Source organism: Roseateles noduli (assembly GCF_050626985.1).
Classification (GTDB): Bacteria; Pseudomonadota; Gammaproteobacteria; order Burkholderiales; family Burkholderiaceae_C; genus Roseateles; species Roseateles noduli_A.
The window spans coordinates 3,331,301-3,357,793 of record NZ_CP192463.1 but is presented as its reverse complement, the minus strand read 5'-3'; the positions used below and the strand labels follow the sequence as shown (position 1 = coordinate 3,357,793).

Genomic DNA, 26,493 nt, shown 5'->3' with positions numbered 1-26,493 from the left:
GGGATTTGATGACAAATTGGCACAACCTGAGTTCGCTCAAGGCGAAAAAGTTTCAATGTGGATTCTGTGCTAGTTTGGTGGCAAGCGAGCGAGGCTATAGTGAAGGCTTTGGTTCGTACATCTTTATCTGCCCGCACTGTCAATTGCCAACATATTTTGATACGCACGGTCTACAAGTTCCGGGCGTGTCACCGGGGAATGAGGTCCAACATCTTCCTACTGACCTAGCCTCATCTTATAAAGAAGCTAGAGCGTGCGTGGCTGCGGGAGCTTTCACTGCATCCGTTCTGATCAGTAGAAAGATGTTGATGAACATTGCAGTTGAGCAAGGGGCAACGGCGGGCGGTTCATTTGTTTCTTACGTCGAGTATTTGGCGTCTGGCGGCTTCATTCCGCCCAACGGACGCCAATGGGTCGATCACATCAGGAAGAAGGGCAACGAAGCGACACATGAGATTGCATTAATGTCGCGCGGCGATGCGGAGGAGTTGATCTTATTCTTAGAGATGCTTCTTAAGTTCATCTATGAATTCCCCGCAAAAATCCCTCAGGTAACCAAGCCATGAATTTTCTCCGAGGAGGGGCTGCGTCACTTGTCTTGGGGGTGGCGACTAGAGATTTGAGTCGCATACATTGAAAATTCAGCAGGAATCGGTAATCGACTTTGCCGACCGATGTTGGCATCATGCGAAGCAGATGCTCAAAACATCGTATTTCCGACGAGTGCTGTTGCACAATGTTTTCGTCCCGCTTCTGCGGGCGAGATGGATCTGTCCGTGAGGAGGATCGCACGTTGGAAATCCGTGTTTTGACATCTCGCCCACCCTCCGCATTCAATTGCTCAGGTGGTCGTCCCTCAACTGCCGTTTAGTTAAGGACTTCCATGCGCACTACTCGCTTCATCCACGACGTCGCTGACAGCAATTTCCGTCTCTCGGAATTTGTCGCCCTCGAACATATCGAGTTGGATCCCGGTCCCGGCGCACGCTCGGTTCCACGCGACCGGTGTCATGGATGACATGGTGTGAGAACTGGAAGGCGGTGACCTCGTACGGCCGATGGTTCTTGACGAACGGAATCGCCACCGCGCTGGTCTCAAAGTCGATGCAGTGCAGCGGGTACTTCCAGTCGGCCCGGGCCGCCAGGTAGCCATCTTTGTTGAAGAAGTACGTGCCGCCGCCTGGCCATGCCGGCTGGCACGAGTACCACTGACGGTGTTTCGCAGTCATCCCGGACATGCCAGGCTCTTCTCCGTCAAAGCCCAAGTCTTCGAGGGAGACGTCCTTCGCCTTCAACACACCCTGCGCGATTAGCTTGTCCTTTCCCCGGAAGTTCCACAAGTCCAGGACGGATCCGACGCCGAAGTCCTTCTCAGTCCATTTGAAGGCCTCCGACCAGCATTCGTGAAAGCCGCTCTTGGGCTCACCCGGAGCGGGCCAACTGGGCGTTTTAAACTGACACCCGCTGCAGGTGGAGGAGGGCGTCGGAGGCAACCCCCGCCATATCGCCGTCGAGCTCCTTCACGATGTCGCCAGCTTCTTCGCCGTGATCGAGATCGCAGCCGTGGAAGACCACAGTCGCCAGCTGAAGAACTCGATCGAGGCGGGCTGACGGTGTCGGGTTTCAGACCTCCCCTCTCATCTCCAGACCACCAAAAGAAAAACGAGTGCCCACGCGGAAGCGTGTGGCACTCGTTTTTGTTTTGATCCCTGAGTTGATCGCTCTGGCTTCCTATGTTCTCAACTGTCGGCATGCTCCGATGGTTCGAAAACGTCCTTCGCACGTGCGTCATAAACAGTCTGCGTAAGTTCGGATTTGAGAATATCTTCGTTGAGTAATTTAAAGAGAAATCTCACACTTTTCTTTGAAGTTAGTTGAATTTTTCCGTCCACAACTTTTAAGCCGTATGTGGGGTGTTCGCTAACAAAATTGATAATCGCTTGTGACTCCATCGTGAACACCGGGCTGTGCTTGGCGCGAAGGACGTGTTGCTTTGGTAGGTCTAGTTTTTCTAAATGTCCTTTGACGTCAGCGACCATATCCAGTTGAACAATCATGTCCACGACGGCGGTCATTGCCTTCTTTGCAACGGCTTCGAACGAAAACTCTTTTTCAAATCGCTTGAGGCTGGATACGTAGAACTCACCATCAATTAGCATGAGGTCAAAACCTGGAAGGACTTTAAGCACGTCTTCCGCCAACACCTCGAACCGGTTGGTTCGAACATATAGGGCGCCGAGTAGGAAAAGCGTAATTCCTAGGTTGATCATCTGGCGTGGTGTATCCAGTCCGAAACCAACTAGGGGCACTACATAGGTTGCAAGAAATACCAAATGCTCGGAGTTCTTACCTGTCGTTACATTGCCGAACAAAGGCACGCGGTCTGTTTGTCACTCTCCTCGAGAAGTGTCGTCGTACATGTTAGCTCGTGGGGAAACTATGAAAATTGATAGTGCTCGAATTCAACGACTGGTCAAAATTGGGATGTATCTCCTATCCCTATGGCTGCTGTTCGTTCTGATTTTCGTTAACAAAATTTCTCTAGAAATTTGTTTAGATTGCAAATTTGCCAACGAAGACGAATGGTTTGGAATTCTGAAAGCCAACGTACTCCCTACCATTTGCCTCATTCTTTTGCTGGTGTCGGTGGGATGCTACTTCAAGTTTCGGCATCTTATTCGTGGAGCTCAAGAGGGCCCTCACATCATTCAAGCGATCGAGGATAAGCGGCGGCTCAATCCCCCCGATAGGGCGATGTTGTCAAACTGCAATCCTCAAGGATGCTCATAAGATGACAGATGGCTGGCTCAAGGGGTGAGCCATGTGTTGATCAGCGCACCACAACCATTGGCTTGACGCATTGGCGTATTCCCGCAAGCGCATTTCTCATCAGGGTTGAAGAGATCTGGATGTATTGCAAGAAGATCTGGAGGAACCTCTTCAGGCCGCGAGCATCGAAACGCGCTCTGAGAAATCTGCAGCGGCTGAGTTGCGCGGCTGCACCCAATCCTCGCGCTCAGTTCTCTATTGGGGGCTCCACGCGCCCAAAGGCGTGGATTGCGGAATTGCGGAAGTGGCATCCATGTGTCTCAGGCGGCGGCCACCGCTCTCGGAATGAATCCCCGATCCGTCAACGCCCTGATCACCCCCCGCAGCAGCATGCTGTTGCTGAACCCGAGCGTGTACTGCCGCGCCTCCGGATGCGTCGGCTGCAGCATCCCGTTGTCCAGCAGCCTGCGGATCTGATACGTGCGCTGCTGGCTGCTCATCCCGGGCATCGCTTCGGCCAGGTCGGCCGACTTCACGACCTTCTTGTTGATGGCCACTTTCAGGATGCGTTCTTCTTGCGCCGTGATCAGCTGGCGCGCTCGCGCATGGGCCAACGCCGGATGCAGGATCTCTGTAGTGAGGTTTCCGTAGTCCGCCAAGCGGTCGAGCTTGCGCACTTCATCCCGCACGCCTGACAGCACATAGGTGCACCACGCCTCCAGCGCTTCATCGGTCCCCAAGTCTGCCAAGGACAGCATCTCGTAGTACTTCTCGCGATCCGCGCAGAAAACGGCGGCGGGATTCAGCAGCCGTCCGTCTTCAGCGCTCACCCTGAACCCGTACTTGATCAGCAGCGCGTAAGTGAAGAGCCGCACGACGCGCCCATTCCCATTGCCGAATGGGTGGATCCATGCGAAGCGGTGGTGCGCGAGCGCCACCTTCATGAGGTCGTACTTGCGTTGGTCGTCGCGGTTGACGAAGTCGATGAGCTCCTGCATGTAGGCATCGACTTGCATCGCGTCAGGCGGTGCGTGCTCCGACAGCGCGATCTCCACTGCGCCGCTGCGGTAGGCGCCAGGTGTCTTGTCACCCTCGCGCTGGAGACCGTCAACGGTCATCGCATGCAAGCCGCGCAGGAGATGCGCGGTGACCGGCGATCCGGGCGTGATGGCGCCCTCGATCTCATCCATGGCGAGTTCGATGTTCCCGATCTCTCGCAAGGCATCTGCTTCCACCAGCGAGGGCTCCGACGCCTTGGGATCGGCGAACTTGGTCTCGACGTAGTCGGCCAGCGTCGTGTGGTTCCCCTCGATCCGAGCGGACGCCAAGCTCTCCAGCAGGTGGAACACCTGCTTGAGTTGGAAGAACACCGTCGGGGGCGTCGATCCCTTGATCTCAAGCCGCCTCAGTTGCTCCAGATCCGTCAGGACGTCGAGCAGTGGCGACGAGAAGCTGGGGTTCAACAAGCGCAGTGGATGGTCGACGAACTTCGCCATGATGTGTCGTGTAAGTTGAATCGATTTTTTTGGTATGTTGAATCTTGCAGGAAATTCTGTTTGCTGACAATGACTTAGATTTATTGTTGACGGTCGGTATGTTGAATTCTGATTTTTGGGATGTTGAATGCGTGGTTGAAGACAAGTTGAAAGCGGCTTGGCGCCGCGGCTTCCCGGTGCCGTCAGAACGGCACTTTTCGCGCCGCGCTACCGGCTCTAGCTACGCTGCCAAGTCTGGATAAAAGACCCAATACTCTGCTTTTGCAGGTGTTGAAATTGCTAAACTTTCGACACTAATGACGGAAAGTGGCGACAAGACTCCATGCTGCTCGAATACGGCCTCCGCAACTTCCTGTCCTTCAAGGAGGGCGCTTCGGTGTCCTTCCAGCTGGACGCCAACGTACCAGCGCGGATTTCGCTCAACTTGCCCGCCGCCACCGTGATGTGCGTGAAGGGCGCCAACGGCAGCGGCAAGACGCATCTGCTGAAGGCGCTGGCCTTCGTGGCGAGCTTCGTATCGACGTCGTTCTCCTCCGACCCGGACGCCGAGATTCCCGTCGCCCCGTTCTTCGCCGATCCGGCGCCGAGCTCGTTCTACGTCGACTTCAAGATCGACGACGCGACCTATCGCTATGAGCTCGATGTGACCGCTTCGGGCGTCGTTCGGGAAGCGCTCTTCAAGTCGAGTAAGCGCAAGACCCTCGTGTTTGAGCGCACGCCGGACGGCGTCAGGGCCGTCGCTCGGTTGAAGGTGCTGGAGGGGGTGAAGGTCCGTCGCAATGCGTCGGTGATCTCCGCCGCGTATCACCATCAGATCGACGAACTCGTCCCCGTCCACTCGTTCTTCAAGAACATCCACTTCAATGTGGGCATCAGCGGGACACGCGAGTCGCTGTTCATGGACATCTACAAGGTCGCCCAACTGCTGAGCGAGCACGACGACGTCCGCGTCTACGTCGAGCAGTTCCTCCAGGAGTGCGACATTGGCATCACGCGGCTGCAGATCGCCAGCGAGGAAGGCTCCGACGGCAAGCGGCGCTTCTTCCCGGTGTTCATCCATGACGTGGATGGCCAGGAGTGCCAGGTCATGCCTGCCACCGAGTCCGCCGGCACGAAGCAGATCTTCCGTCTGATGCTGCCGATCGCCGCCGTGGTCGCATCGGGGTCAGTCCTTGTCCTGGACGAACTTGACCTGTATCTGCACCCCCATCTGCTGCCCAAGTTGCTCGGCCTTTTCCTCCAGGAGAAGGCTCCTGGCGAGCCGATCGCGCAATTGCTGTTCAGCACGCACCACAACGATGTGATGGACCTCTGCGGCCGCTACCGCACCACGCTCGTCAACAAGGACAACAACCAGAGCTACACCTATCGGCTCGATGAGATCCCCGGCGACGTGATCCGGAACGACCGGTCGCTGGTCCCGCCCTACAACGACCGCAAGATCGGCGGCGTTCCGCGCCTATGACGCGCTTTGGAAACTCGGGGAGAAGCTATGCGTGAGTCCGCTGCAATCGCCGACGCCGCCGTGTTCACGCCCCAGTCGTCTGCAACCGCGTCCGCATTTCCGCCGCGTACTCGGTGAACCCCAGCGACCGGTAGAGCTCCCGGGCGTCCTCGGTCGCGCCGAGCCGGACCTCGTTGATGCCCAGCCCGCGCAGGTGATCGAGTGCGGTCACGACGAGCGCCTTCGCGACCCCGCAGCGGCGATTGGTGCCGGCGGTGAAGACATTCGTGACCCGGGCCATCTGCCCGCCGGGATTGCCGCGCGTCGGTCCCCAGTCCAGCAGGACCACGCCGGCGCCGCCCACGACGATCCCGTCGTCGACGGCGAACCAGCCCAGATAGCTGCCGGACCCGATGCGCGGCTTCACCCAGGCCGAGTAGGCGGGGCGACGCTCGGCATCGTCCTCGCGAAAGCAGCCATGCGCCGCGACTTGATCAGCGTCGGAAGGGGCGACGCGTCGGATGACCCAGGGTGTGTCCATGCGGGCATTGTCGGTGCCTCGCGTCGGTGGCTACCCGTGCAGTGCCGCCGCCGAATGCCCAGCGCGAGCACTGTCGCGACCCATAATCCCCGCATGAAACTTGTAGTGGCTGTTCATTTCGATGGTGCGCAGGCGAATGCCGCCGCCGTGGCCTTCGATGCCTGGGATGCCGCTGAAGCGGAGAAGACCTACGTCTCGCGCATCGCCCATGTGGAGAAGGCTGTCCGCGGAGAACTCGACCTGCGGGAACTGCCCTGCGTGATGCAACTGCTGCGCGAGCACAACCTGGAACCCGAGCTCCTCCTGATCGACGGCTTCGTCCATCTGGACGCCGATGACACGCCGGGCCTCGGTCAGCACCTGTACCACGCGCTGGGCGGCCGGGTGCCCGTTGTCGGTGTCTCGAAGAAGAGCCTGCCGGGTCTGTCGTCGCAGTTCGAGGTCATGCGCGAAGAGGAAACGCCGCCGCTGGTGGTGACCTGCGCGGGCATCGACATCGGCGCGGCCAAGGTTCGACTGCGATCCATGCACGGCAGGAAGCGCGTGCCGACGCTCATGAAGCTCGCCGCCCGCCTCGCGAAGAACGCGGACTGATAGAGTGCCCCGCGCCGCCCATTGGCGGCGTGACAACCCCAAGGGAGATGGAGCGATGAGCGAGCGCAATCAACGGCTGGATGATCTGCTGGCCGACAAGAGGCCCGAGATCGAAGCGCACTGGACGTCCATGCGCGAGGGGGAAGGCTCGGCGCATACGCAGGCGGCGACCGACGCCATCGATGCCGAGATCCAGGCGTTCTTCGATCGCCTGAAGGCTCTGCCGGAGCCGGCGACGGACGCCTTGGTGCTGGCCGAGATGAAGCAACTCTACGATGGGTTGTATGAGGTCATGGAGGCCGCCGACGATGGCCTGCTCGAAACCGACGAGCGGGAGCTGCTGGTCCCGCTGTTCATCGACGCCGCGGAAGTTTGCGGCGTGGATCCCGACGAATACGACGGTGAGCCGGGTGGGGAATACCGGGACTTCTGAGCGGTGATCCATTCGTCAGCCCTGGTACTGGGCGCATCGGAGGACTGAAGCTGATGAACGATCTCTGGAAACAATTCGAGGACTGGCTCGCCGTCCATTGGCCCGAGGGACTGGCTTCCCTCAACCCGCCTGCGACGGACGAGGAGATCTCCGCGCTGGAGCAGGCGCTCGGCGCTCGACTCCCTCAGGACTTCATCGACTGCCTGAAAGTCCACAACGGGCAATCGGACTCGGCCGGCGGGCTGTTCGACAACGCCGACTTCCTGTCCACCTCCGCCATCCTGGACCAATGGACGGTCTGGAAAGAACTGCTCGAGTCGGGTGACTTCGACGGCATCGAGTCCGAACCGGAAGAGGGCGTCCGCAACGACTGGTGGAACGCGCTCTGGATCCCTTTCACCTACAACGGCGCAGGCGATCACTATTGCCTCGACCTCGCGCCGGATGAGGGTGGAGAAGTCGGTCAGGTGATCACGATGTGGCACGACTCGAGCGAGAGAGGGCTCCTTGCGAATAGCTTCGGAGCGTGGCTGAGGCAGTACGTCTCGGATGTCCTGGCCGGCGAGTACGTGTACTCGGACGATTACGGCGGTCTGGTTCCCAAAGAGGACGCCTGACGCTGCCAGCGGGCGAACGGGCAACGCCTGGCCCCTCATTGCACCTCGACGTCTCGGGTGAACTCCCGTGTCGTCCGGACTGGGAGATCGGTCCCAAGTGGAAGGTCTTCGGCAAGGGGTCCTTCCACTGCATCCGTCTGATCCGGGCCTGCGAGGCCTCCATCCGGACCGGCGCGGCGGTGGTGTTCTGCCGAGACGGGCGTGTGCGGCCGGAGGTGATACAAGCTCCCTATCGCCCCGCTCGGCCAGGAAGTGCCCCAGGCACCGAACCTGCCGCCCCGTCGCCGATGCCCTTGATCCCTTCACCGAATCCATCCGACCCCCGCGCCGCCGACCTGCGCCGCATGAAGCGTGTGGCGCTGGGCTGCCTGCTCGCGTCGCTCGCCGGCCTGATCGTCAGTCTCGTCATGGGCGCCCAGGGCCCCTGGGCCTGGCTCAAGGCCTTCTGCGAGGCTGCCGCCATCGGCGGCCTGGCTGACTGGTTCGCCGTCGTCGCGCTGTTCCGGCACCCGCTCGGGATTCCGATCCCGCATACCGCGCTCATCCCGCAGGGCAAGCACCGCATCGCCGACAGCCTCGCCGAGTTCGTCCGCGACAACTTCCTCCACCCCGAGGTGTTGCTGCAGAAGCTGGAGATCCTCAACCCCGCCGAGCGCCTCGGCCAATGGCTGCGCGAGCCCGTCAACCTCGCGCAGGTCACCGGCTCCGTCCGCACGATGGCCGTGGAGGCGCTCTCGCTGCTCAACGAGCAGGCCGTGCGCCGCGCCATCGGCGAATTCCTCGTCGCCCGCGCGCTGTCCTGGAACGCCACCGGCACGGCCGCCTCGGTCCTGGATGTGCTGACCAAGTCCGGCCGCCACCAGGACGTGCTCGACGGGGCGCTGTCCAAGCTCCGCGACTACCTCTCCACGCCCGAGGTGAGGGCGCTCGTCGCCGCGCGGCTGGTGAAGTTCGCCAGCACCCAGTGGCCGAAGGCCGTCAAGCTCGTCGACACCATCGCCAATGTCGACAAGATGGCCGACAGCCTGTCCGACAAGCTCGCGCTGCAGCTGGTCGAGGAAGTGCAGACCGCGCTCTCGCAGCCCGACCATTCCGTGCGCCGCCAGTTCGACGACTGGATCCACGAGTTCATCGACCGACTGCGCCACGACCCCGAGTTCGCGCGCGAGGTCAACGCGATGAAGGACCGCGTCGTGCAGAGCGACGACGTCCGTGCCTACCTCGACGGCGTCTGGACGGAAGTCCGCGCCACCATCGAGCAGGACCTGCGCCGCGACGACTCCGTGCTGATGCGGCATCTGGACCAGTCGCTGGCGGCGCTCGGCGACCGGCTGAGCCGCGATCCGGCGTTGGTGCGGGCGATCAACGAGCACGTGCTGTCCGCCGCGGAGCGCATGGTCGGCGGCATGCGCGAAGGCATCACTCGCCACATCGCGTCGACCGTCAAAGCCTGGGACGACCGCAGCCTCGTGCGGCAGATCGAGCTGAGCGTCGGCCGCGACCTGCAGTTCATCCGGCTGAACGGCACGCTGGTGGGCGGCGTCATCGGACTGCTGCTGTATGCGGTGACGATCCTGGCGCAGCGCTGAGACGCGCTTCGCTGACGGTCTCCGCCGTGGCCGATTCGACAACAGGTGTTGTCTATTGAGCATCACGTGTTGCCGATCAGGCAACAGGACTGCGTCGACCGCCATCGACTTGCTCGGCTTGCGTGGAAGGCAGCGCCGGGCCTCGTAGACTCCGCGAATCCTTCACCTCTGCCCGGAATCTCACCATGCCCCGTTACGTCGCCTTCCTCCGCGGTGTCAGCCCGATGAACGCCCGGATGCCGGACCTGATCCGTGCGTTCGAGGTTGCCGGCTTCACGCGGGTGAAGACGGTGATCTCCAGCGGCAATGTCGTGTTCGATCACCCCGGCGCACCGGTCGACGAGCTCGAACGCATCGCCGAGCAGGCGATGACCGACACGCTGGGCAAGACCTTCGGCACCACCGTGCGGCCGGTCGAACACCTCAGACAGATCGTCGACGCCGACCATCACGCCGTCTTCAATCCACCGGCCGCGGCCAAGCAGCTGATCACCTTCCTGAAGAAGCCGCACGAGGGCCAGGTCTCGCTGCCGCTCGAAGGCGAGGGCGCCGCGATCTGCAAGCTCGACGGCGTCGAGGTCTACAGCCACTACCTGCCCAACGACAAGGGACCGCTGTTCATGACGATGCTGGAGAAGACCTTCGGCAAACAGATCACCACGCGCACCGTCGACACCGTGCGCAAGTGCATCAAGGCCTGACGCTCACGACAGCACGTTGTAGAGCCGCAGGATCCACCACTGCTGCACCGCCAGCGCGACCAGCACCAGCGCCCATTGGAAGCGCCGGCTGGTGACCAGCGCCGCGACGCCGCACAGCACGATGGCCGCCGCCGTCTTCACGCCGTAGGCCGTGCCCAGTTCCTGCAGGTGCGTCGCGCCCTTGAGCGCGCTGTCCGCCACGTCCAGCAGCAGCGTGAACGCGAGGATCCCGAAGAACCAGCGTCTTCGCGACTGGAAGTAGTCGCGGTAGCCGGCGTACTCGGCGATGTCGTCGGGGAAGAGGATCGCGCACAGCAGGTACAGCACCGCGCTGTAGCCGACCACGAACGCGAACTGCAGGAAGTGCCACGGGCCCATGCGGCTCAGCGCGAATTCCCACCACCAGAAGTGGATCAGCGTCACCAGCATGTAGAGCGCCCACAGCAGGTGGACGCCGTCGACCTTCAACCGGCCCGGGTGCTGCACGAACTTCGCCAGCCCCGACAGCAGCCGCGCGATCGACAGGCTGACCACCATGCTCAGCACCATCCGGATGTGGATGAACTGGGTCGGATCGATCGCGGTGTGGTCCATCGGTCGGGCTCCTGGCGCGGCACCGGTTCGTGGCGCCATCGAGGGCAGTCGAGCAGGACGGCGGCGTCAGGCGCGCCGCCACGGACGCATGATGCGCCTCAGGCCACGCACGCCCGGTTCTTGCCGGTGCGCTTGGCCTCGTAGAGCGCCTCGTCGGCGCGGTCCAGCGCCTGCTCCATCGTCTCGCCCGCGCGGAACAGCGTCACGCCCGCCGAGAAGGTGACGAACACGTCGCGTCCCTCGTGCATGAACAGGCTGGCCGACAGCGAGCGCTGCAGCCGCAGCAGCACCGCCTGCGCCTCCTCGAGCGGCGCCTCGGGCAGGATCAGCACGAATTCCTCGCCGCCCCAGCGCCCGACCTTGTCGCCCGGTCGCAGCAGTCCCGACACCCGCGACGCCAGCGCCTTCAGCGCCTCGTCCCCGGCTGCGTGGCCGAGGTTGTCGTTGAGCTTCTTGAAGTTGTCGATGTCCAGCAGCGCCAGCGCCAGCGGCTTGGGATCGCGGTCGAGCTTGGCCCGTTCGGTCTCGAAGGTCGCGATCAGGCCGCGCCGGTTGGCCACCTGCGTCAGCTGGTCGGTCTGGACTTCGCTGGACAGCCGGCGCAACTCGCCTTCCAACTGCTCGACGCGCCCGGCGAGTTGCGTCGCACGGTCGTGTTCGTCGCGCAAGCGGCCTTGCGTGTTCTGCACCAGCGACTGCACGCTGCGGCTTTCCTCGACCATCTCGCGCACGACGCCCGCCAGGCTCTCCAGCGAGTCCGCCTGTTCGATCACGGTCGCGTACTTGCCCACGCTGTCGCTGAAGCGGTCGGTGTGCTGGCCGAGTTCGCCGAGCTCCTGCAGCATGCGGTTGATCAGGCCCTTGAGCGCGTCGCGGGCGCGGCCGCGTTCCTCGCGCAGGCTGTGCTGGCGCTCGCGCGTGCTGTGCAGCAGCTCGCTGACCGAGCGCATGCTGCGCGCCGTCAGGCCCTGCGCCAGCGTCTGGCTCATCGCCTCGCACTGGCCCTGCGCCCAGGAGTCGTCCTCGGCCAGGTCGGTCAGGCTGCCGGTCAGCTCGCCGCAGAGCTTGCCCAGCTCGGTGAACGCGTGATTGCGGTGGTCCAGCCAGCGCCGCGCGCGGATGCACAGCGCATCCATCTGCGCCGCGCGCTCGGGCGTCGCGCCGTCGCGGATGAGCTCCGCATGCGCCACGCCGAGTTCGTCGATCAATTCCTGCGCCCGCGCGTCGTCCGAGCGCAGCGCGTGCCGCACCGTGCCGTTCAGGTGCGTGCCGACCTCCGGCCACGATTGCAGGCCGGGGCCGGACGGCTCCGAGGCACCGCCGGCCGCAGCGCCATCCGCAGTCGCCGCGGCATCCGCAGCCGAGCCACCCATCAACGTGTCGAGCGTGCCGTAGCGGCCGCCTTCGGCATTCGGCGCCGCGGCGGCGCCAGCCTCGGCGGGCGGCTGCGCGCTCTCTTCGTCGGTGAAGAACTGCGTCGGCGTGCCGGAGCGCTCGTCGTCCTCGTCGTCATCGTCTTGCGCGGCCGAGGCGGCAGGCGCCGCACCGGTACCGACGGTCGACGGCAATTCATCCAGCGGCGCTGGCTGCGTCTCGACGCGCGAGTCGCCCACGTCGCTGTCCCAACTCGCGACCAGCTGCTTCAGGCGCAGGGTCAGTCGTTGCGGGTCGCTGCGGTTGCTCTGCAGCACGCGCAGCACGCCGTCCTTCTTGCGCGCCAGCGTCCATTGCCGGCCGCCGCGTTCCAGGCCGCGCATCATCCGTTCGATCAATTGGGCCAGCTGCTCCGCCTGTGCGCCGGGCCCGTGCGTCTGCTGCAGGCCCTCCAGCGCGCGCTGGAGCTCGTCCCACTTGCCCTCGCGCACCTGCGTCGCGAAGCCTTGGCGCTGCTGCGGATCCGGCACGGCCAGGCCGAGCAGTCGCGCGACGGAGCCCTGCGCGCGCTCGGGCAACTGCGTGCCCGCGCCGCCGCGGGCGGGTTCGCCGGACTCCTGCGCGTAGGCGCGGGCGTAGTTCTCGGGGGTGGGTTCCAGCTTGTCCAGCGCCAGCCGGCGCAGGGCCGCTTTTGCCAGGAGAGCGGGGGGCTGCTGCGGCATCGGTCAAAGCTCGGTGAAATCGGGGAAGGGCGCTGACGCTCGCGGCCGGAACCGGGATCAGCGTGTCGGAAGGTCTTCGCCGGCGTCGGACGTCGGCAGGATCCAGGGAGCCTTGCGCGGCAGCACGGTCTGCGCGAGCCAGCGCTCCAGGTCGTCCGGCGGCAGCGCCTTGCTGAACAGGAAGCCCTGCATCAGGCTGCAATCCAGTCTGCGCAGCACTTCCATCTGCCGCAGCGTCTCGACGCCCTCGGCGACGACCTGCAGGCCCAGCGAGCGCGCCAGCGCGATGATCGCGGTGACCACCGCCGAGCTCTGCGGCGTGATGCCCAGGTCGCGGACGAAGCTGCGGTCGATCTTCACTTCGGAGATCGGCAGCGTCGTCAGATACGCCAGCGACGAGTAGCCGGTGCCGAAGTCGTCGATCGAGATCTCGACGCCGACCTCGTTGAGCCGGTGCAGCGACGGGATCACGCTCTGCAGGTCCTTCATCAGGCCGGTCTCGGTGATCTCGAGCTGGATCGCGCGGTGCGGCACGCCCCACTGGCTGACGAACTGGTGGATGTGCTCGACCAGGTCCGAACGCTCGAACAGCCGGTTGGGCAGGTTCACCGCGATGGACTCGCTGAAGCCGAAGTTGAGTTGCCAGACCTTGGCCTGGCGCGCGGCCTCGCGCAGCGCCCATTCGGACAGCGGCACGATCAGGCCGGTCTCCTCGGCCAGCGGGATGAAGTCGCCCGGCGGCACCAGCGTGTTGCCGCGGCGCCAGCGCATCAGCGCCTCGGCGCCGACCATGCGGGCGGTGCGGACGTCGATCTTGGGCTGGTAGTGGAGGACCAGCTCGTCGCGCTCGATCGCCTTGTGCAGCGCGGATTCGAGCTCGAGCTTCTCGCGCCCGCGGCCCGCCAGCATCGGCGAGTACAGCGCCGACGCGTTGCGGCCCTGGTTCTTGACCGCGTACATCGCCACGTCGGCGTTGCGCAGCAGGTCGGCCATCGTCAGCCCGTCGCGCGGGTAGAGCGAGATGCCCACCGACGCGGTCACGAAGCATTCCTGGCCGGCGATGAAGATCGGTTCGCGCAGGGCGTCCAGCACGCGCTGGGCGACGCGCTCGGCGTCGCTCTCGTCGCCGACCTCGGGCAGCAGCGCGACGAACTCGTCGCCGCCCAGGCGGCCCACCGCCTCCAGCGTGCGGTGCGAGCGCGTGCCGACCGATTCCAGCATCCCCTCCATCACCTGGTCGCTGTGGCGCACGCAGGAACGCAGGCGGCGGCCGACTTCCATCAGCAGGTCGTCGCCGGCGGCGTGGCCCAGCGTGTCGTTGATGACCTTGAAGCGGTCCAGGTCGATCAGCAGCAGGCCGACCTCGTGGCCCATGCGACGGCCGGCCTCGATGGCGCGCTCGGCGCGCCACATCAGCTGGCGGCGGTTCGGCAGGCCGGTCAGCGCGTCGAAGTTGGCCAGCTCGCGGATGCGGTCCTCCGCCATGCGGCGGTCGGTCACGTCCTGGATGACGCCGGTGTAGCCGCAGGCGTTGCCGTGCTCGTTGAACTCGGGCTCGGCCTCGATGTGGATGACGCGCTTGCGCCCGTCCAGCAGCGTGAACGGCAGGTCGGTCACCAGCACCGAGTTGTGGGCGACCACGTCGCGCAGCAGGCGCATGAAGAGCAGGCGCTCCTCGCGCGGCACCATGCGCATCACGCCGATGAAGTCCAGCGGATCGGCGGGCCCGCGGCCGAAGACGCGCAGCGCCTCGTTGGCCAGCTTGAAGCCGTGGCCGGTCTGCCACTCGAAGCTGCCCATGCGGGCCAGGTCTTGCGCGCGGGCCAGCTTGGACTTGCTGCGCTCCAGTTCCTGGCGCGTGCGCGAGCTGCGCAGCATGTAGCGCAGCCGGCCGGCCAGCAGCCGCCATTGGGTGGACTTGACGAAGAAGTCGGTCGCGCCGGCCTGGTAGGCGCGGTTGATCGAGGCCTCGTCGTCGAGGCCGGTCAGCATCAGGATCGGCGCGTTCTCGAAGCCGGGCAGGTGGCGCAGGCGCTCGCAGGTCTCGAAGCCGTCGAGGTCCGGCATCAGCGCGTCCAGCACGATCAGCTCGGGCGTCCATTGCGTGACCAGCTGCAGCGCCTGCTGCCCGCCGGTCAGCGCGGTGACCTCGAAGCCGTGTTCCTGCAGCGCCGCCTCGATCAGCATCAGGTTGACCGCGTCGTCGTCCACCAGCAGGACGCGCGGCCGTTCGATCAGTTCGCCTTCCTTCACGACGCGGCTCATCGTGGGGGGTGAAGCAGTTGCTGCATGGCGAGGCGGGCGGCGGCGATGTCGCCCAGCACGGTCCCGATGAGGTCGGCCAGGCCGTCCTCGCGGCCGGCGCGGGCCAGGCCCTCGATCTCGGCGCAGCGCAGCGACAGCACCGTCGCGCCCAGGCTGGCCGCGGCGGACTTCAAGGTGTGCGCCACATGGCGCAGCGCGTTCAGGTCGCGCGGCGCGTCGCGCCCCTGCGCAAGGATCTGCTCCTGTTGGTCCAGCGACTTCAGGAAGGCGGCCACGACACGTTCCAGCAGATGGTTCACGCCGGCCGGGTCCAACTCGCGCAGACGGGCGAGCGCCTGATCGTCCAGCACGGCGGGTTCGGGCTGTGTCCGGGAGGGCATGGTCGTGGCGTAGTCTGGTGACATCTTCTGATCATGGCGCCGCAGGAGGTTCCACGCGGAGTTGCCGACCATTGTCGTTCACCGCAAGGATGCGAGCGTGCGAAAAAGCAGTCAATTCTGGTGTTCTTGGAGACGCCGCTCGGGGTAAGTCCTGGGGTGGGTGTCGCATCCATGCCGCCTGAAGCGAAGCGCCGGGGATCCCCGCCCCGCGTTCGAGGCCCGGGGGTCAGCGCTTGCCTGCCTACAATGGTCCGCATGAACAGGTTGGGGGAAGCCGCCGCGCGCCGTCGGCCATGGAAGGGAGCCGCGCTGGCCTTGGGGCTGGCGGTCGTGGTCCTGCTTCTCCTGCTGGCGCTCAACCTCGAGCCCACCGGCCCCGGCCTGGTGCTGACCGCCGTGATGGCGGGCGCGGCGCTGATGATCTTCGTGGCCGCGCTGACCTGGCACCTCGCGGTGCGGCTGGCGCGGGCGCAATTCGGCGAGCTGCTGCGCGAGAGCCGGCAGCAGGCGCTGTCGCTGACGCAACTGCAGCCGGACTGGCTCTGGCAGACCGACGCGCAACACCACCTCGTCCGCTGGCAGGCGCCGCAGGGCGCGCCCGCCTCGAGCTGGGCCGGCACGGCGATGAACGGCGCGGTGACGCAGCGGCTGTGGGAACGTTTCCAGTCCTTGCCCGTCCTGTCCCCCGGGTCGGCCGACTCACCGGCGGACGGCCTGCCTCAGGACGTGCGTCGCCATGTCGAGCCGGGACAGAGCTTCGACCGCCTGCGTGTCGTCGACGGCCAGGGCCGACGCTGGGAACTGCGAGGCCAGGCGACGACCGACGCCGCGGGCCGATTCGCGGGTTATCTCGGCGCGGCGCGCGTGCTCGACGAAGCGTCGGCGACGAGTCCGGACACGGCACCGTCGGCCGCCTCGGCGGGGGCCGTCGCCACCGCCACGACGGACTGGCTGCAGGCACTGCCCGGCCCCGCCTGGCTGTTGAGCGACGGCGGTGCGGGCGGCGGGTCCGGCTCTTCCACGCGCCTGATCGATTTCAACGAGGCGGCCGCGCAGATGATGGGCGGCTCGGAAGCCCGGGGTCAGCTGTGGCGCGCCTGCGAGGAAAGATTGCCCGAGGAGCTGCGCCAGGCGCTGGCGCAGCCCGACCTGCAATCCGGCAGCGCGTGCGGCGCCTGGTGGCTGTGCCTGACGGCGCTGCCGCATGGCGGCGGCACGCTGCTGACGCTCTGGCCGCAGGGCGCGGTCGAGACCGTGCCGGCGGCGCTCGCGATGCAGGCCGCGGAGCAGGCGCGGGCGGACCAGGCCTCGTTCAGCTACACCGTGTCGCACGACCTGCGCGCGCCGCTGCGCGTGGTCGAGGGCTTCACCCGCATCCTCAAGGAAGACTACGGCCGGCTGCTGGACCGCGCCGGCAACGACCACCTGGACCGGGTGCTCGGCGCGTCGACGCGGATGCACAGCATGATCGACTCGCTGCTGGCGTTGTCGCACCTGTCGTCGCAGGCGCTGCGGCACGAGACGGTGGACCTGTCGCTGCTGGCGTCGCAGGTGCTGGACGAACTGCGCCGCGGCGCCCCGAACCGCGCGGTCGATGCCCAGGTCCAGCCGGGCCTGCGCGTGCAGGGCGATCCGACGCTGCTGCGGATGGTGCTGGAGAACCTGCTCGGCAACGCCTGGAAGTACAGCGGCAAGCGCGACCACGCCGAGATCCGTTTCGAATCCGAGCAGCGCCAGGGCGAGCGGGTGTTCGTCGTCACCGACAACGGCGCGGGCTTCGACATGCGTTTCGCGGACCGCCTCTTCGGCGTGTTCCAGCGGCTGCACAGCGCGAGCGATTTCCAGGGCACCGGCGTCGGGCTGGCGTCGGCGCGGCGCATCGTGCGCCGGCACGGCGGCGACATCTGGGCCGAGTCGGAAGTCGGGCAGGGCGCCCGGTTCTACTTCACGCTGCCGAACTGAGCGGCGACAGAGCCGCGGACGACTCCGCGTATGCCTCTGCCTCTGCCTCTGCCTCTGCGCCCGCAACCCACGCGGGCCGAGCCGGCGGGCCGCTCAGCTCCCGAGCGCGAGCTGCTCGACGGCCTCGACGATGCGCCGGGCCTGCTCCCCGGTTTCGATCGACTGTTCCGCGGCCATGCGCTCCAGGCGCGACAGCGCCTGCGCGCGTGTCAGCGAATAGCGGTGCATCAGCACGCCCAAGGCCATCGCCTCGATCACTTCGAGTGACGCGCTCGGCTCGACGGCCGGCGGGGGCGGGGCCGCGATGGTGCGGGCGGGTCGGTTGGCGAAGGCGGCCTCGACGGCGGGGACGATCTGGTGGATGTCCAGCGGCTTGACGAGGTAGGCGAGGGCGCCGAGTTCCTTCACCTTGGCGATGGTGGCCTCGTCGGCGAAGGCCGAGAGGAACATGAAGGGCAGCTGCAGGTAGTCGCGCAGGTAGCCGGCGACGTCGAAGCCGGTCATGCCTTCCATGCGGATGTCGAGCAGCGCGAGGTCGGGGCGGTGCTGGCGCGCGATGAGGATGGCGTCGTCGCCGTTGTCGGCGTCGAGCACCTCGTACCCGGCCTGGGCGAGGCCGTGCGTCAGGGTGGCGAGCACCAGCCGGTCGTCGTCCACGACCAGGATGCGGCCCTTGCCGCTCGCGCCCACGTCCTTGCTCACGCTGTCCACGCTGCTCCCGAATCCAAGGCAACCCCGATCAACGGGGGACTGGAGATTGTCACCGAAATGCCGTGGACGGGTCCGCAGAGGCCGGACCCCGGTTTCGGGTGGTCACAACCGACCCCGCGGACCAAGCGCGGCGCTGCGCTTGCACGGGGAACGGGAGCGTGTCGCGCCGAATCCTAGAGTGCCTCCAGCAACTGCACGCCGGGCGGCCACAGGCTGAGCTCGCAGACGACCTGATCGCCGTCCTGCGTCAAGCCGAGCAGCGCGCTGCGCCTGGGCAGCAGCGCGCGCACCAGACCCAGTCCGGACACGCCGCCGCGCACCTGCGCGAGGTCGAATCCCGCCGGCAGCTTCCCCTGGTTGACGATGCGCAGCACCACCTGCTCGGGATCGAAGCGCAGTTCGCAGCGCACCGGCGTCTCGCCGCCGTGTTTCACCGCGTTGGTGAACAGCTCGTTGAGCGTCAACGCGATCGGGATCGCCTCGGCCTCGGGCAGGCCCCAGCGGTGCGACTGCTCGGCCATCGCGCCGTCGATCTCGACCAGGATCTCCCGTCCGAACATCCGCTGCACCGAGCCCATCACCGCCTCGACCACCTTGCGCAGCCGCAGCGGTCCCGACATGCCCACCTGCAGCCCGTAGACCTGCGCGATCGCCTGCACCTGGCCGACGGCCTCGTTGATGACCGTCCGCACCTCGGGCCGTCGCGCCGCGATCTGCTGCAGCAGTCCGGCCACGCCCTGGAGGTTGTTCTTGATCCGATGGTGGACCTCTCGCACCAGCAGCTCGCGCTGCGCGATCGCGGCCTCCAGACGGGCGGCTTCCTGCGCGCGCTGCTGCGTCACGTCGGTGGCGACCAGCAGCAGCTGCTCCGGCTCCAGCTCGCCGCTGGCGTCGTTGACGCCGGCCAGATGCAGCAAGCGCGCGTCCCAGACGCGCGCCTGTCCGCGAACGGTCAGCCGGTACTCGCGCTGGAGCACCTCGCTGCTCTGCAGCGCGAATTCCATGTCCGAGCGGATCGTCTCCGCCTCGTCGCCGCTGCCGAAGAGTGCTTCCAGGCTCGCGCCCAGCAGCTCTTCCTCCGGCCGGCCGGCCAGAGCGGCGGCGGCCTGGTTGATCTGGCGCACCTGCAGCGTGCGCGCGTCGTGCAGGCTGATGGCGATGGGCGCGGCCTCGATGATCCGGTGCAGCGAGGCCTGCGCCTGCTGGCTCTGCGCCTCGGCCTGGCGGCGGCGTTCGATGTCGAGCAGCGCGTAGGTCAGCTGGCGCGAGCTGTCCGGCCCGACCGTCGCCACGGCGTTGCCGACCACCCAGAACTCCCGCCCGTCACGCGCGACCACGCGGCACTCGAAGGTCTCGGCCTGACCCTCGGGCAAATCGTCGAGGTAATGCGTCTGGCGGAACGGATGATCCGGCGCCTCGGTCGCGACGCTGCTGATCGGCTGACCGGCGAATTCCGGCAGGTCCCCGCCGAACATCCGCCGCGCCGAGCGGTTCATCCATTCGATGCCCTGCCGGCCCACCGTCACGATGCCAACGAGCACCGAGTCGAGCACCGCGCGCTCGCGTTCCGTCTGCAGGTTCAGCGAATGCTGCAGCAGCTCGTTGCGCTCCTGCGCCTGCTGGTGATCGGTGATGTCGACGGTCAGCACCGAGGTCGTCTTCTGGCCCGAGGCCAGCTGGCCGATCTCGACGCGCGTCATCAGCCAGCGCAGTCCGTGCTCGGGATGCCGGACCGCGTAGCGCGCCACCGTCGGCGTCGCCTGCTTCAGCGCCTGCTGGAGCTTCTCGTACTCGGCGCGCGACTCGGGCTCGACCATGTCGCGGTTGACGCCCTGCAGCGCGGGCGCCGGCCGCATGCCCTCGTCGCCGGGGATCGGCGGCGGCGGTGGCGCGCCGGTGCCGGGCCGCGACCAGCCGCCTTCCGCCTGGAAGGTCGCCAGCCCGACGCCGGCCGTGTCCATCAAGGTCTGCAACTGCTGCTGCGCGAGCTCCAGATCCTGCTCCGCGCTGCGGTCCTCGAGCATCACCAGCGTGCGCGGCCGCGTCCACGGGCCGCTCAGCCGGCGCGCGCGCACGCGGATCCAGCGCCGACGATCGCCGGGCGGCGCGAGCAGCGCATTGCGGTGCGTTTCCTGGCCGGACTCCGGCGCCTTCGCATGCAGGAGATCGCGCCACTCGGGCGGCAGCTCGTGCAGGCTGATCGGCATCTGCGGACTCAGCCGCCGGCACAGCGCCGCGAATGCGCCGTTGAAGCGCAGCAGCAGGCCCTGGTCGTCGTGCATCAGCGCGGGCAGCGGGCAGAGATCGAGCCACTGGTCGATCTCCGACTGCATGCGTTCCGCGCGTTCCCGCGCCGCGAGTTCGGTGCTGTGGTCCTGCAGCAGCGCCAGGCCCAGCCCGCCGTCCAGTGGATGCACCCAGGCCTGCAGCAGGTGATCGCGGCCCTGGTCGTCGACCAGACGCAGCTCCTGCGCCTTGCCGCTGGGCAGCAGGCGCTCACCTTTCAGGGAGACCTCGCCCATCAGCCCCTGCAGCCGTGCGTTGGTGAGCAAGACCTGGCCCTTGGCGTCCAGGACGAAGGCCGGCCACGGTCCCTCCCACAAGCCGGCGAGCAGGTCGGCCAGCGCCAGGCCGCGCGCGGTCAGCAGCGCGCGCAGCGCGTCGAGATCGGGGGAGGCGAGGGGGAGTTGGGTCGACACGGGCCGAGTTTATGCCGGGTGGAGGCCGCCTATCTGCAACGGATTGAGCGTTGGCCGCCAGGTCGCAGGGCCCTGGCGGCAAGCGCCAGAACCCTGCGACCTGCCGTCCCGGACCGCCGTCTTGCTTCCACGGTTTTGCGACCGGGGACTGCAATGAAAAAGGCCTCGCGGGGTTGCCGGCGAGGCCTCGTTGCAGTGGGCTTGGAGCCCCTTCTTATTCCAGTTGCGAGGCCTTGTGCAGCGCGCGCAGCACGGCGTGGTTCACCTCGTCCGGGCCCAGCATCAGCGTGTCGAGCGCGGCACGGACGTCGAAGACCGATTCGTTCTCGATCGCCTGCACCAGATCCAGGTAGCCCTTGTACGGGCCGCTCTGGTCGACCAGCGCCTGGCGCACGCGCTCGGGCACCGGGATCGACTGCAGCAGCTTCTCGAACGGCTGCTTCAGCATGTGGTCCAGCAGCGAGAACAGACCGCAGATGAACATCTCGTCGCGGACTTCGGAGTCCGTCATGCTCTTGGCCAGCTCTTCCATCACCAGGCCGCGGCGCAGCGCGCCGAACATCACCGGGCGCATCGCGTGATCCTTGCTGGCCGTGGCCAGCAGCAGCGCCAGCCAGCGGCGCAGGCGCGCATAACCCAGCAGCATGATCGCGTGACGGAACGAGGACACCTCGACCGACAGGCCGAAGGCCGCGGAATTCATGTAACGCAGCAGCTTGAAGGCCAGGCTCGGGTCGCGCTTGAGCGTCTGCTCCAGGCGCTCGACGTCCTCGCCCTGGTCGACGCGCGACATCAGTTCGACGATCACCTGCAGGTCGGCCTGCGAGTCGTTGCGAGCGGCCGGAGCGGCCGGCGCCTCGAACTCGCCGTGCACGGTCCAGCCCAGCACGCCGGCCGCGCCGGCATCCAGCGCCTGCTTGAAATCACCGCCGTTGCGGGCGCCGGAGACCAGTACCGACTTGCCCGACGGCAGCGGACCGCCGCCGAGCTCCTGCAGGTCCAGCACCAGTTGCTTGAAGCCGGCCGCGTCGGAGCGACCCTTCAGCAGCGCGCCGCGTGCCTGCGCCTGGGCGGCCAGGTCGGCGTCGGACAGCAGGAAGGCGGGGACCTCAATCTTGAAATTGCCCGGCAGCGGAGCGGCCAGCAGGCCCTTGAGCAGGCCTTCGTGCGCCACGTTCAGCAGCACCGCCTTGGTCGGGAAGGCCTCGGCCAGCGCGGCCAGCAGTTCGCCCGCGTCGGGCGTGCCTTCGGGGCGAAGCGCGAACACCGTGACGCGGGTGGCCTCGATGTCGAAGGACTTGGAAACCAGGGGCGCGTACCCCAGGGCCACTTGGCCCAGCACGGCGTGTGTCGAGTTCATGCAGATCGGCGCATCAGGTGTTGATGTACTGGAACAGCGACATGCGCTGCACCATCGAGTAGGTCTTCAGCGCCGCATCGTAGCCCGTCTGCTGATTCTGGAAGTCGGAAATGCCCTGGGTCATGTCCAGATCCTCTGCGGCAGATTGCTCAGCCTGGTTGTAAACCTTGAGCGTCTGCAGGCGGGACTCCGAACCGTCCAGGTTGTTCATCTGCTCGCCCACCTGGCTGCGCACGTTGGCGAGGTTGTTCATCACCGCGTCCAGGTCGCGCAGGTTCACCAGGTTGGACTGCGTGATCTCGGGGCCGGTGCGGCCCGTGGTCTTGAGCGATTCGATGGTGCGGTCCAGCACCTCGAAGAGCTTCAGGTCGGCCGTCGAGGGCTTGACGGTGAAGGTGTCGCCGTCTGACGGCGCGCCGGCGATGGTCATCGCCATGCCGTCGAACTTGACGGTCTGGCCGGCGGCGTAGTTGTCGCTGGCGACCGGCACGTGGCCCTGGGATTCGTTGAAGACCGTGTAGGTCTGCGCCGGCGCCGTGCCGCTGACGACGATGCTGTAGCTGTCGCCCGTCACCAGCGCGGGATCGGTGACGCGGCCGGAGTCGATGTAGCCCGTCGAGGCCTTGCCGGTCAGCGCGTTGGGCGCGGGGCCGGTCTCGAAGGTGCCGTTGCCGCTGCGCGCCTGCTCCCAGGCCTGGCGGCCGTCGACGCTGAGCGGGTAGTTCTCGAGGTTGCCGGTCGTGACGCTGCCGGAGACGCCTTCGAAGCCGACGCCGCCGCCGATGCGGGCGCCCGACGCGTCGCGCTGGACCGGGTTGTCGAGGAAGGGCGTGCCGGAGGTGCCCTGGCCGGAGAACAGGTAGCCGCCCGCGCCGTCGGTGCGGTTGGCGATGGACAGCAGCTGGTCGCGCAGGCCCTGGACCTTGGTCGCCAGGCCCTGCCGCTCCGGATCGCTGTAGCTGGCATTGCCGGCGGCGACCAGCGTCTCGCGGATCTGCTGCATCAGCTCGTTGGCGTCGCCCAGCGCGCTTTCCGCCAGCGTCATGCTGTTGCGGCTGGCGTCCAGCGCGCGCTGGCTCGCGTCGACCTGGCCGAGCGAGGTGCGCGCGCGCTCGGCGCGGGCGGCGCCGGTCGGGTCGTCGCTGGCCTTCTCGACGCGCTTGCCGCTGGTCAGGCGCTGCTGCGCCTCCTGCATCTCCTGCTGGCGGCGTTGCAGCGTCGCGATGCTGGTGTCGAACATGTTGTTGGTCGAGAGTCGCATGGCTGCGTCCTTCAGTGTTCAGGCGATCGGTCGCGCATCGGGTATCCGGCCGCGTCAGCGGCCGACCACGCTCAGCAATTGGTCGAACAGGCTCTGCGCGGCCTGCAGCATCTTGGCGGCGGCCTGGTAGCCCTGCTGGAACTGCATCAGCTTGGCCGCCTCCTCGTCGAGGTTGACGCCGGCCTGGCTGGAGCGCGTCTGCTCCGTGTCCGAGGCCACCGTGGTGGAGACCTGCGCCAGGTAATCCGCGCCCTGCACGCGCGAGCCGATGTCGGCCATCGCGGCGGCGTAGGCCTCGTTGACGGTCTGGCCGCGCGACAGCGTGCCGTCGACCTGCAGCTGCTTGCCCAGGAAGGGCTCGCTCTGCATCGCGAGGAAGGCCTTGGCGTTGCCGTTGTTGGTGGCGACCACCTGGTCCGACACCTGCAGCGCGATCTTGTCGCCTTCGCGCGGCACGCCGTTCAGGCTCAGCTCGAAGCCCAGGTCCACGCCGTTGGCCGGATCGTTGCCGATCTTGCCGCCGGCCTTCCAGGTGCCGCTGACCTGCGTGTTGTCCGACAGCGTGATCGTGTAGTTGATGCTGTTGTCGGCGTTGACGGCGCCGAACTCGACGGTCGCGGGCTGCTTGCTCTTGTCGAACTTGTCGTTGATCGCGTAGAGCGTGTCGACGGTCGCCGTGCCCTTGTTGTTGATGTTGGTCGTGCCGATGATCGGCGACGCCGCCGCCAGGCCCGCCGGATCGTCCAGCGCGCGCTTGAAGCTGCCCGCCGCGTTGGCCACCGGCTCGAGCAGGAAGCTGTCGCCCGGCTGCATGGTGCCGGTCGTCGACAGGCTGATGCCGTAGGCGGCCTTGATCTGGTCGTTGTTCATGATCGTCGGCTGGCCGCCCGGGCGCACCGCGATCTGGTAGCTGTCGGGCGTGCCGGTCGGGTCCGGCGTGACCGTGAACGACAGCGCCGGCACCAGCGCCCCGTCGGTGACGGCGGCGCTGAGCTTGGCGTCGCCGCGGTTGGTCGCCGCCGGGAGCACCGTCGGATTGGCGATCGTGAACAGCGGGCCGCCGGCCTGCGCCTTCAGGTCGATGCCCAGGCTCTGCTGCTCGTTGACGCGCGTCGCGATCGCGGTCGCCATCTGGCCGAGCAGGTTGCGGGCGTCCTGCAGGTGGGTGTTCTGGTAACGCAGCATCGCCGTGAGCGAGCCGCCGGTCAGCGTGCTGTCGTCCAGCGCGCGGGTGCCGCTGGTGTCGGTGATCGAGAGCTGCGCCCGCGCGCCGTCGTACGGATCGGGCGTGACCGACAGCTGCTGCGCCTGGCCGCCGAGCACCAGCACCTGGCCGCCGCCGATGAACACGCCGGTCGTGCCGTCGCGGGCGTTGGGGACGGTGCTCACCTGCACGTACTGGCTCAGCTGCGAGATCAGCTGATCGCGCTTGTCGAGCAGGTCGTTGGGCGTGTGGCTGGTACCGGCCGAGCGGGCGATCTGGTCGTTCGCCGCGGCGATCTGCTTGGCGAGCTCGTTGACCTGCTTGACGTCGGCGTTCATGTCGCTGACGACGCCCGACTGCAGGTCGGCCAGTTGCTGGCCGGCGCTCTGGAACCGCGCGGCCAGCGCCTGCGCCTTGCCCAGCACAACCTGGCGCGCCGACGGATCGGAGGGGCGGCTGGCCACGTCGACCAGCGCGTTCAGGAAGTCGTTGGCGGACTGGCCCAGGCCGTCCGAGCCGGTGGGGAAGAGCTTCTCCAGCTGCGCCAGCTGCGACTGCATCGTCGTGTCGGCGAAGGCCTGCGACTTGGCGGCCGCGGCCTCGCGGGTCAGGAACTCGTTGTGCGAGCGGGTCACCGTCTGCACGTTGACGCCCTTGCCGAAGTAGCCCGCGCCGGTGAACTGGCCCTCGGGCGTGGTCAGCACCACTTCCTGGCGGGAGTAGCCCTGCGTGTTCGCGTTGGCGATGTTCTGGCCGATGGTCTGCAGCGCCGCCTGGTTGGCGAACATGGCGCGCATGCCGAGCGACAGCAGCGGGGAGGTACTCATGTCGGGGTCCTCGGTCTTTCCTGGGCGTTCCGGGCGTTCAGGACGTACTCAGGGGCGCGCGATCAGGCCAGCGCGCGCTGCACGCGCATCGTGGTGTTGATCGTGCGCGCCAGCTTGGTCGCGTAGTCGGGGTCGGTGGCGTAGCCGGCCTTCTGCAGGCCCTTGGCGAAGCCCTCGGCGCTGCCGGTGTTGGCCTTGGCGACGACGTCGCGGTAGCGGTCGTTGTTGCCGATCAGCTTGGCGTAGTCCTTGAAGGCCTCTTCATAGCTGCCGTAGGCGCGGAACTTGGCCGTCACCTTGGTCGGCTTGCCGTCGACGTACTCGGTGGTCTGCACCTCGGCCACCTTGCCGGTCCAGTTGGCGCCGGCCTTGATGCCGAAGACGTTGAAGCTGCTCGAGCCGTCCTTGTTCAGGATCTCGCGCTTGCCCCAGCCGGACTCGTGCGCGGCCTGCGCGATCATGAAGCTGGCCGGGATGCCGGTCGACGCCTGCGCCGACTTGGCGGCGGCGTCGTGCTTCAGGATGAAGTCCTGCACGTGCGGCTGCACGTTCTTGACGGCCAGCGCCGGCAGCTGCGGCACCTTGGTCGCGTCCTTGGCGGTCGGCAGCTCGCCGTCCTTGACGCCCAGCTGGCGCTGCAGGTGGCGCTCGATGGCCTGCGACAGGCCGCCGGGCAGGCCGGTCATCTTCGCGGCGTACTGCTGGTCCAGCATCTCGCCGCCCATCTGGGTCGCCGAGTTCTCCATCATCCCGCTGTTCATCGTGGCCTGGCGCATGCTCTTCATCACCTCCTGCATGAAGAGGGCTTCGAACTGGCGCGCGGTTTCCTTGACGGCGGCCTTGGGGTCGCGCGACGCGGTGCCCTTGAGCTGCTCGACGGAACGCGTGTCCGACGAGAGACCGTTGACGCCCATGCCGAGCGCGGTGCTGAGGGGGGTGGAGAGGGCCAT

Annotated in this window: 22 protein-coding genes; 8 read left to right on the top strand and 14 right to left on the bottom strand. The window is 66.5% G+C overall.

Annotation, left to right across the window (positions count from 1 at the left end; all coding sequences use genetic code 11):
• Window positions 1–8: 8 nt before the first annotated feature.
• On the top strand, window positions 9–566 hold the full coding sequence (locus tag ACQ4L4_RS14625; protein WP_431099686.1) for a DUF4145 domain-containing protein: 558 nt from the start codon (window positions 9–11) through the stop codon (window positions 564–566).
• Window positions 567–899: 333 nt separating this feature from the next.
• On the opposite strand, the gene ACQ4L4_RS14620 is transcribed toward ACQ4L4_RS14625, so the two are convergent.
• The 3 genes from ACQ4L4_RS14620 to ACQ4L4_RS14610 form a co-directional block, all read right to left on the bottom strand.
• Entirely contained in the window at window positions 900–1,340 is a 441-nt protein-coding gene (locus ACQ4L4_RS14620) for a DUF2779 domain-containing protein (RefSeq protein ID WP_431099685.1), read from the bottom strand.
• A gap of 399 nt (window positions 1,341–1,739) precedes the next feature.
• Window positions 1,740–2,378 (bottom strand): Kiwa anti-phage protein KwaB-like domain-containing protein, encoded by a 639-nt coding sequence (locus ACQ4L4_RS14615; RefSeq protein ID WP_431099684.1) that lies wholly within the window; start codon window positions 2,376–2,378, stop codon window positions 1,740–1,742.
• 711 nt (window positions 2,379–3,089) lie between these two features.
• Window positions 3,090–4,265, bottom strand: a complete 1,176-nt coding sequence (locus ACQ4L4_RS14610) for a Fic family protein (RefSeq protein WP_431099683.1) — start codon at window positions 4,263–4,265, stop codon at window positions 3,090–3,092.
• A 322-nt stretch (window positions 4,266–4,587) separates the two neighbouring features.
• Here ACQ4L4_RS14610 and ACQ4L4_RS14605 point away from each other — a divergent pair, with 322 nt between their 5' ends.
• Window positions 4,588–5,730 carry an AAA family ATPase gene (locus ACQ4L4_RS14605; protein ID WP_431099682.1) on the top strand — a complete coding sequence of 381 codons (1,143 nt, stop codon included), beginning with the start codon at window positions 4,588–4,590 and terminating at the stop codon, window positions 5,728–5,730.
• A 64-nt stretch (window positions 5,731–5,794) separates the two neighbouring features.
• On the opposite strand, the gene ACQ4L4_RS14600 is transcribed toward ACQ4L4_RS14605, so the two are convergent.
• The gene (locus ACQ4L4_RS14600; protein WP_431099681.1) at window positions 5,795–6,250 is read right to left on the bottom strand and encodes a GNAT family N-acetyltransferase; all 456 of its coding nucleotides are present in this window, start codon (window positions 6,248–6,250) and stop codon (window positions 5,795–5,797) included.
• Window positions 6,251–6,343: 93 nt separating this feature from the next.
• On the opposite strand from ACQ4L4_RS14600, the gene ACQ4L4_RS14595 reads away from it, so the two are divergent.
• The 5 genes from ACQ4L4_RS14595 (at window position 6,344) to ACQ4L4_RS14575 (ending at window position 10,184) form a co-directional block, all read left to right on the top strand.
• Entirely contained in the window at window positions 6,344–6,844 is a 501-nt protein-coding gene (locus ACQ4L4_RS14595) for an endonuclease V (RefSeq protein WP_431099680.1), read from the top strand.
• 55 nt (window positions 6,845–6,899) lie between these two features.
• The gene (locus tag ACQ4L4_RS14590; RefSeq protein WP_431099679.1) at window positions 6,900–7,277 is read left to right on the top strand and encodes a hypothetical protein; all 378 of its coding nucleotides are present in this window, start codon (window positions 6,900–6,902) and stop codon (window positions 7,275–7,277) included.
• Between the two features lie 53 nt (window positions 7,278–7,330).
• Complete coding sequence (locus ACQ4L4_RS14585) at window positions 7,331–7,894, top strand: SMI1/KNR4 family protein (RefSeq protein WP_431099678.1); 564 nt, start codon at window positions 7,331–7,333, stop codon at window positions 7,892–7,894.
• Between the two features lie 344 nt (window positions 7,895–8,238).
• Complete coding sequence (locus tag ACQ4L4_RS14580) at window positions 8,239–9,483, top strand: DUF445 domain-containing protein (protein ID WP_431099677.1); 1,245 nt, start codon at window positions 8,239–8,241, stop codon at window positions 9,481–9,483.
• Between the two features lie 185 nt (window positions 9,484–9,668).
• Window positions 9,669–10,184 (top strand): DUF1697 domain-containing protein, encoded by a 516-nt coding sequence (locus tag ACQ4L4_RS14575; protein ID WP_431099676.1) that lies wholly within the window; start codon window positions 9,669–9,671, stop codon window positions 10,182–10,184.
• 3 nt (window positions 10,185–10,187) lie between these two features.
• Here the strand turns inward: ACQ4L4_RS14575 and ACQ4L4_RS14570 are convergent, their stop codons facing one another.
• The 4 genes from ACQ4L4_RS14570 to ACQ4L4_RS14555 form a co-directional block, all read right to left on the bottom strand.
• The gene (locus ACQ4L4_RS14570; protein WP_431099675.1) at window positions 10,188–10,778 is read right to left on the bottom strand and encodes a hypothetical protein; all 591 of its coding nucleotides are present in this window, start codon (window positions 10,776–10,778) and stop codon (window positions 10,188–10,190) included.
• Between the two features lie 98 nt (window positions 10,779–10,876).
• A complete protein-coding gene (locus tag ACQ4L4_RS14565; RefSeq protein ID WP_431099674.1) occupies window positions 10,877–12,874 on the bottom strand; it encodes a diguanylate cyclase domain-containing protein in 1,998 nt (665 codons plus the stop codon).
• 57 nt (window positions 12,875–12,931) lie between these two features.
• A complete protein-coding gene (locus ACQ4L4_RS14560) occupies window positions 12,932–15,139 on the bottom strand; it encodes a putative bifunctional diguanylate cyclase/phosphodiesterase (RefSeq protein WP_431099673.1) in 2,208 nt (735 codons plus the stop codon).
• Window positions 15,136–15,543: an Hpt domain-containing protein gene (locus ACQ4L4_RS14555; RefSeq protein WP_431099672.1), complete on the bottom strand. Its 408-nt coding sequence runs from the start codon at window positions 15,541–15,543 to the stop codon at window positions 15,136–15,138. Before ACQ4L4_RS14555 ends, ACQ4L4_RS14560 begins: the two co-directional genes overlap by 4 nt.
• A 231-nt stretch (window positions 15,544–15,774) precedes the next feature.
• Between ACQ4L4_RS14555 and ACQ4L4_RS14550 the strand changes: the two genes are divergently transcribed.
• Window positions 15,775–17,481: a sensor histidine kinase gene (locus tag ACQ4L4_RS14550; protein WP_431099671.1), complete on the top strand. Its 1,707-nt coding sequence runs from the start codon at window positions 15,775–15,777 to the stop codon at window positions 17,479–17,481.
• A gap of 93 nt (window positions 17,482–17,574) precedes the next feature.
• Here the strand turns inward: ACQ4L4_RS14550 and ACQ4L4_RS14545 are convergent, their stop codons facing one another.
• From ACQ4L4_RS14545 to flgJ, 6 genes are all read right to left on the bottom strand, one after another.
• Window positions 17,575–18,183: a response regulator gene (locus ACQ4L4_RS14545; RefSeq protein ID WP_431099670.1), complete on the bottom strand. Its 609-nt coding sequence runs from the start codon at window positions 18,181–18,183 to the stop codon at window positions 17,575–17,577.
• A gap of 182 nt (window positions 18,184–18,365) precedes the next feature.
• Complete coding sequence (locus ACQ4L4_RS14540; RefSeq protein ID WP_431099669.1) at window positions 18,366–20,891, bottom strand: sensor histidine kinase; 2,526 nt, start codon at window positions 20,889–20,891, stop codon at window positions 18,366–18,368.
• Between the two features lie 214 nt (window positions 20,892–21,105).
• A complete protein-coding gene (locus ACQ4L4_RS14535; RefSeq protein WP_431099668.1) occupies window positions 21,106–22,251 on the bottom strand; it encodes an EAL and HDOD domain-containing protein in 1,146 nt (381 codons plus the stop codon).
• 13 nt (window positions 22,252–22,264) lie between these two features.
• Window positions 22,265–23,512, bottom strand: a complete 1,248-nt coding sequence (flgL, locus tag ACQ4L4_RS14530) for a flagellar hook-associated protein FlgL (RefSeq protein ID WP_431099667.1) — start codon at window positions 23,510–23,512, stop codon at window positions 22,265–22,267.
• Window positions 23,513–23,566: 54 nt separating this feature from the next.
• Entirely contained in the window at window positions 23,567–25,543 is a 1,977-nt protein-coding gene (flgK, locus tag ACQ4L4_RS14525) for a flagellar hook-associated protein FlgK (protein ID WP_431099666.1), read from the bottom strand.
• Window positions 25,544–25,605: 62 nt separating this feature from the next.
• A complete protein-coding gene (gene flgJ, locus ACQ4L4_RS14520; RefSeq protein ID WP_377161402.1) occupies window positions 25,606–26,493 on the bottom strand; it encodes a flagellar assembly peptidoglycan hydrolase FlgJ in 888 nt (295 codons plus the stop codon).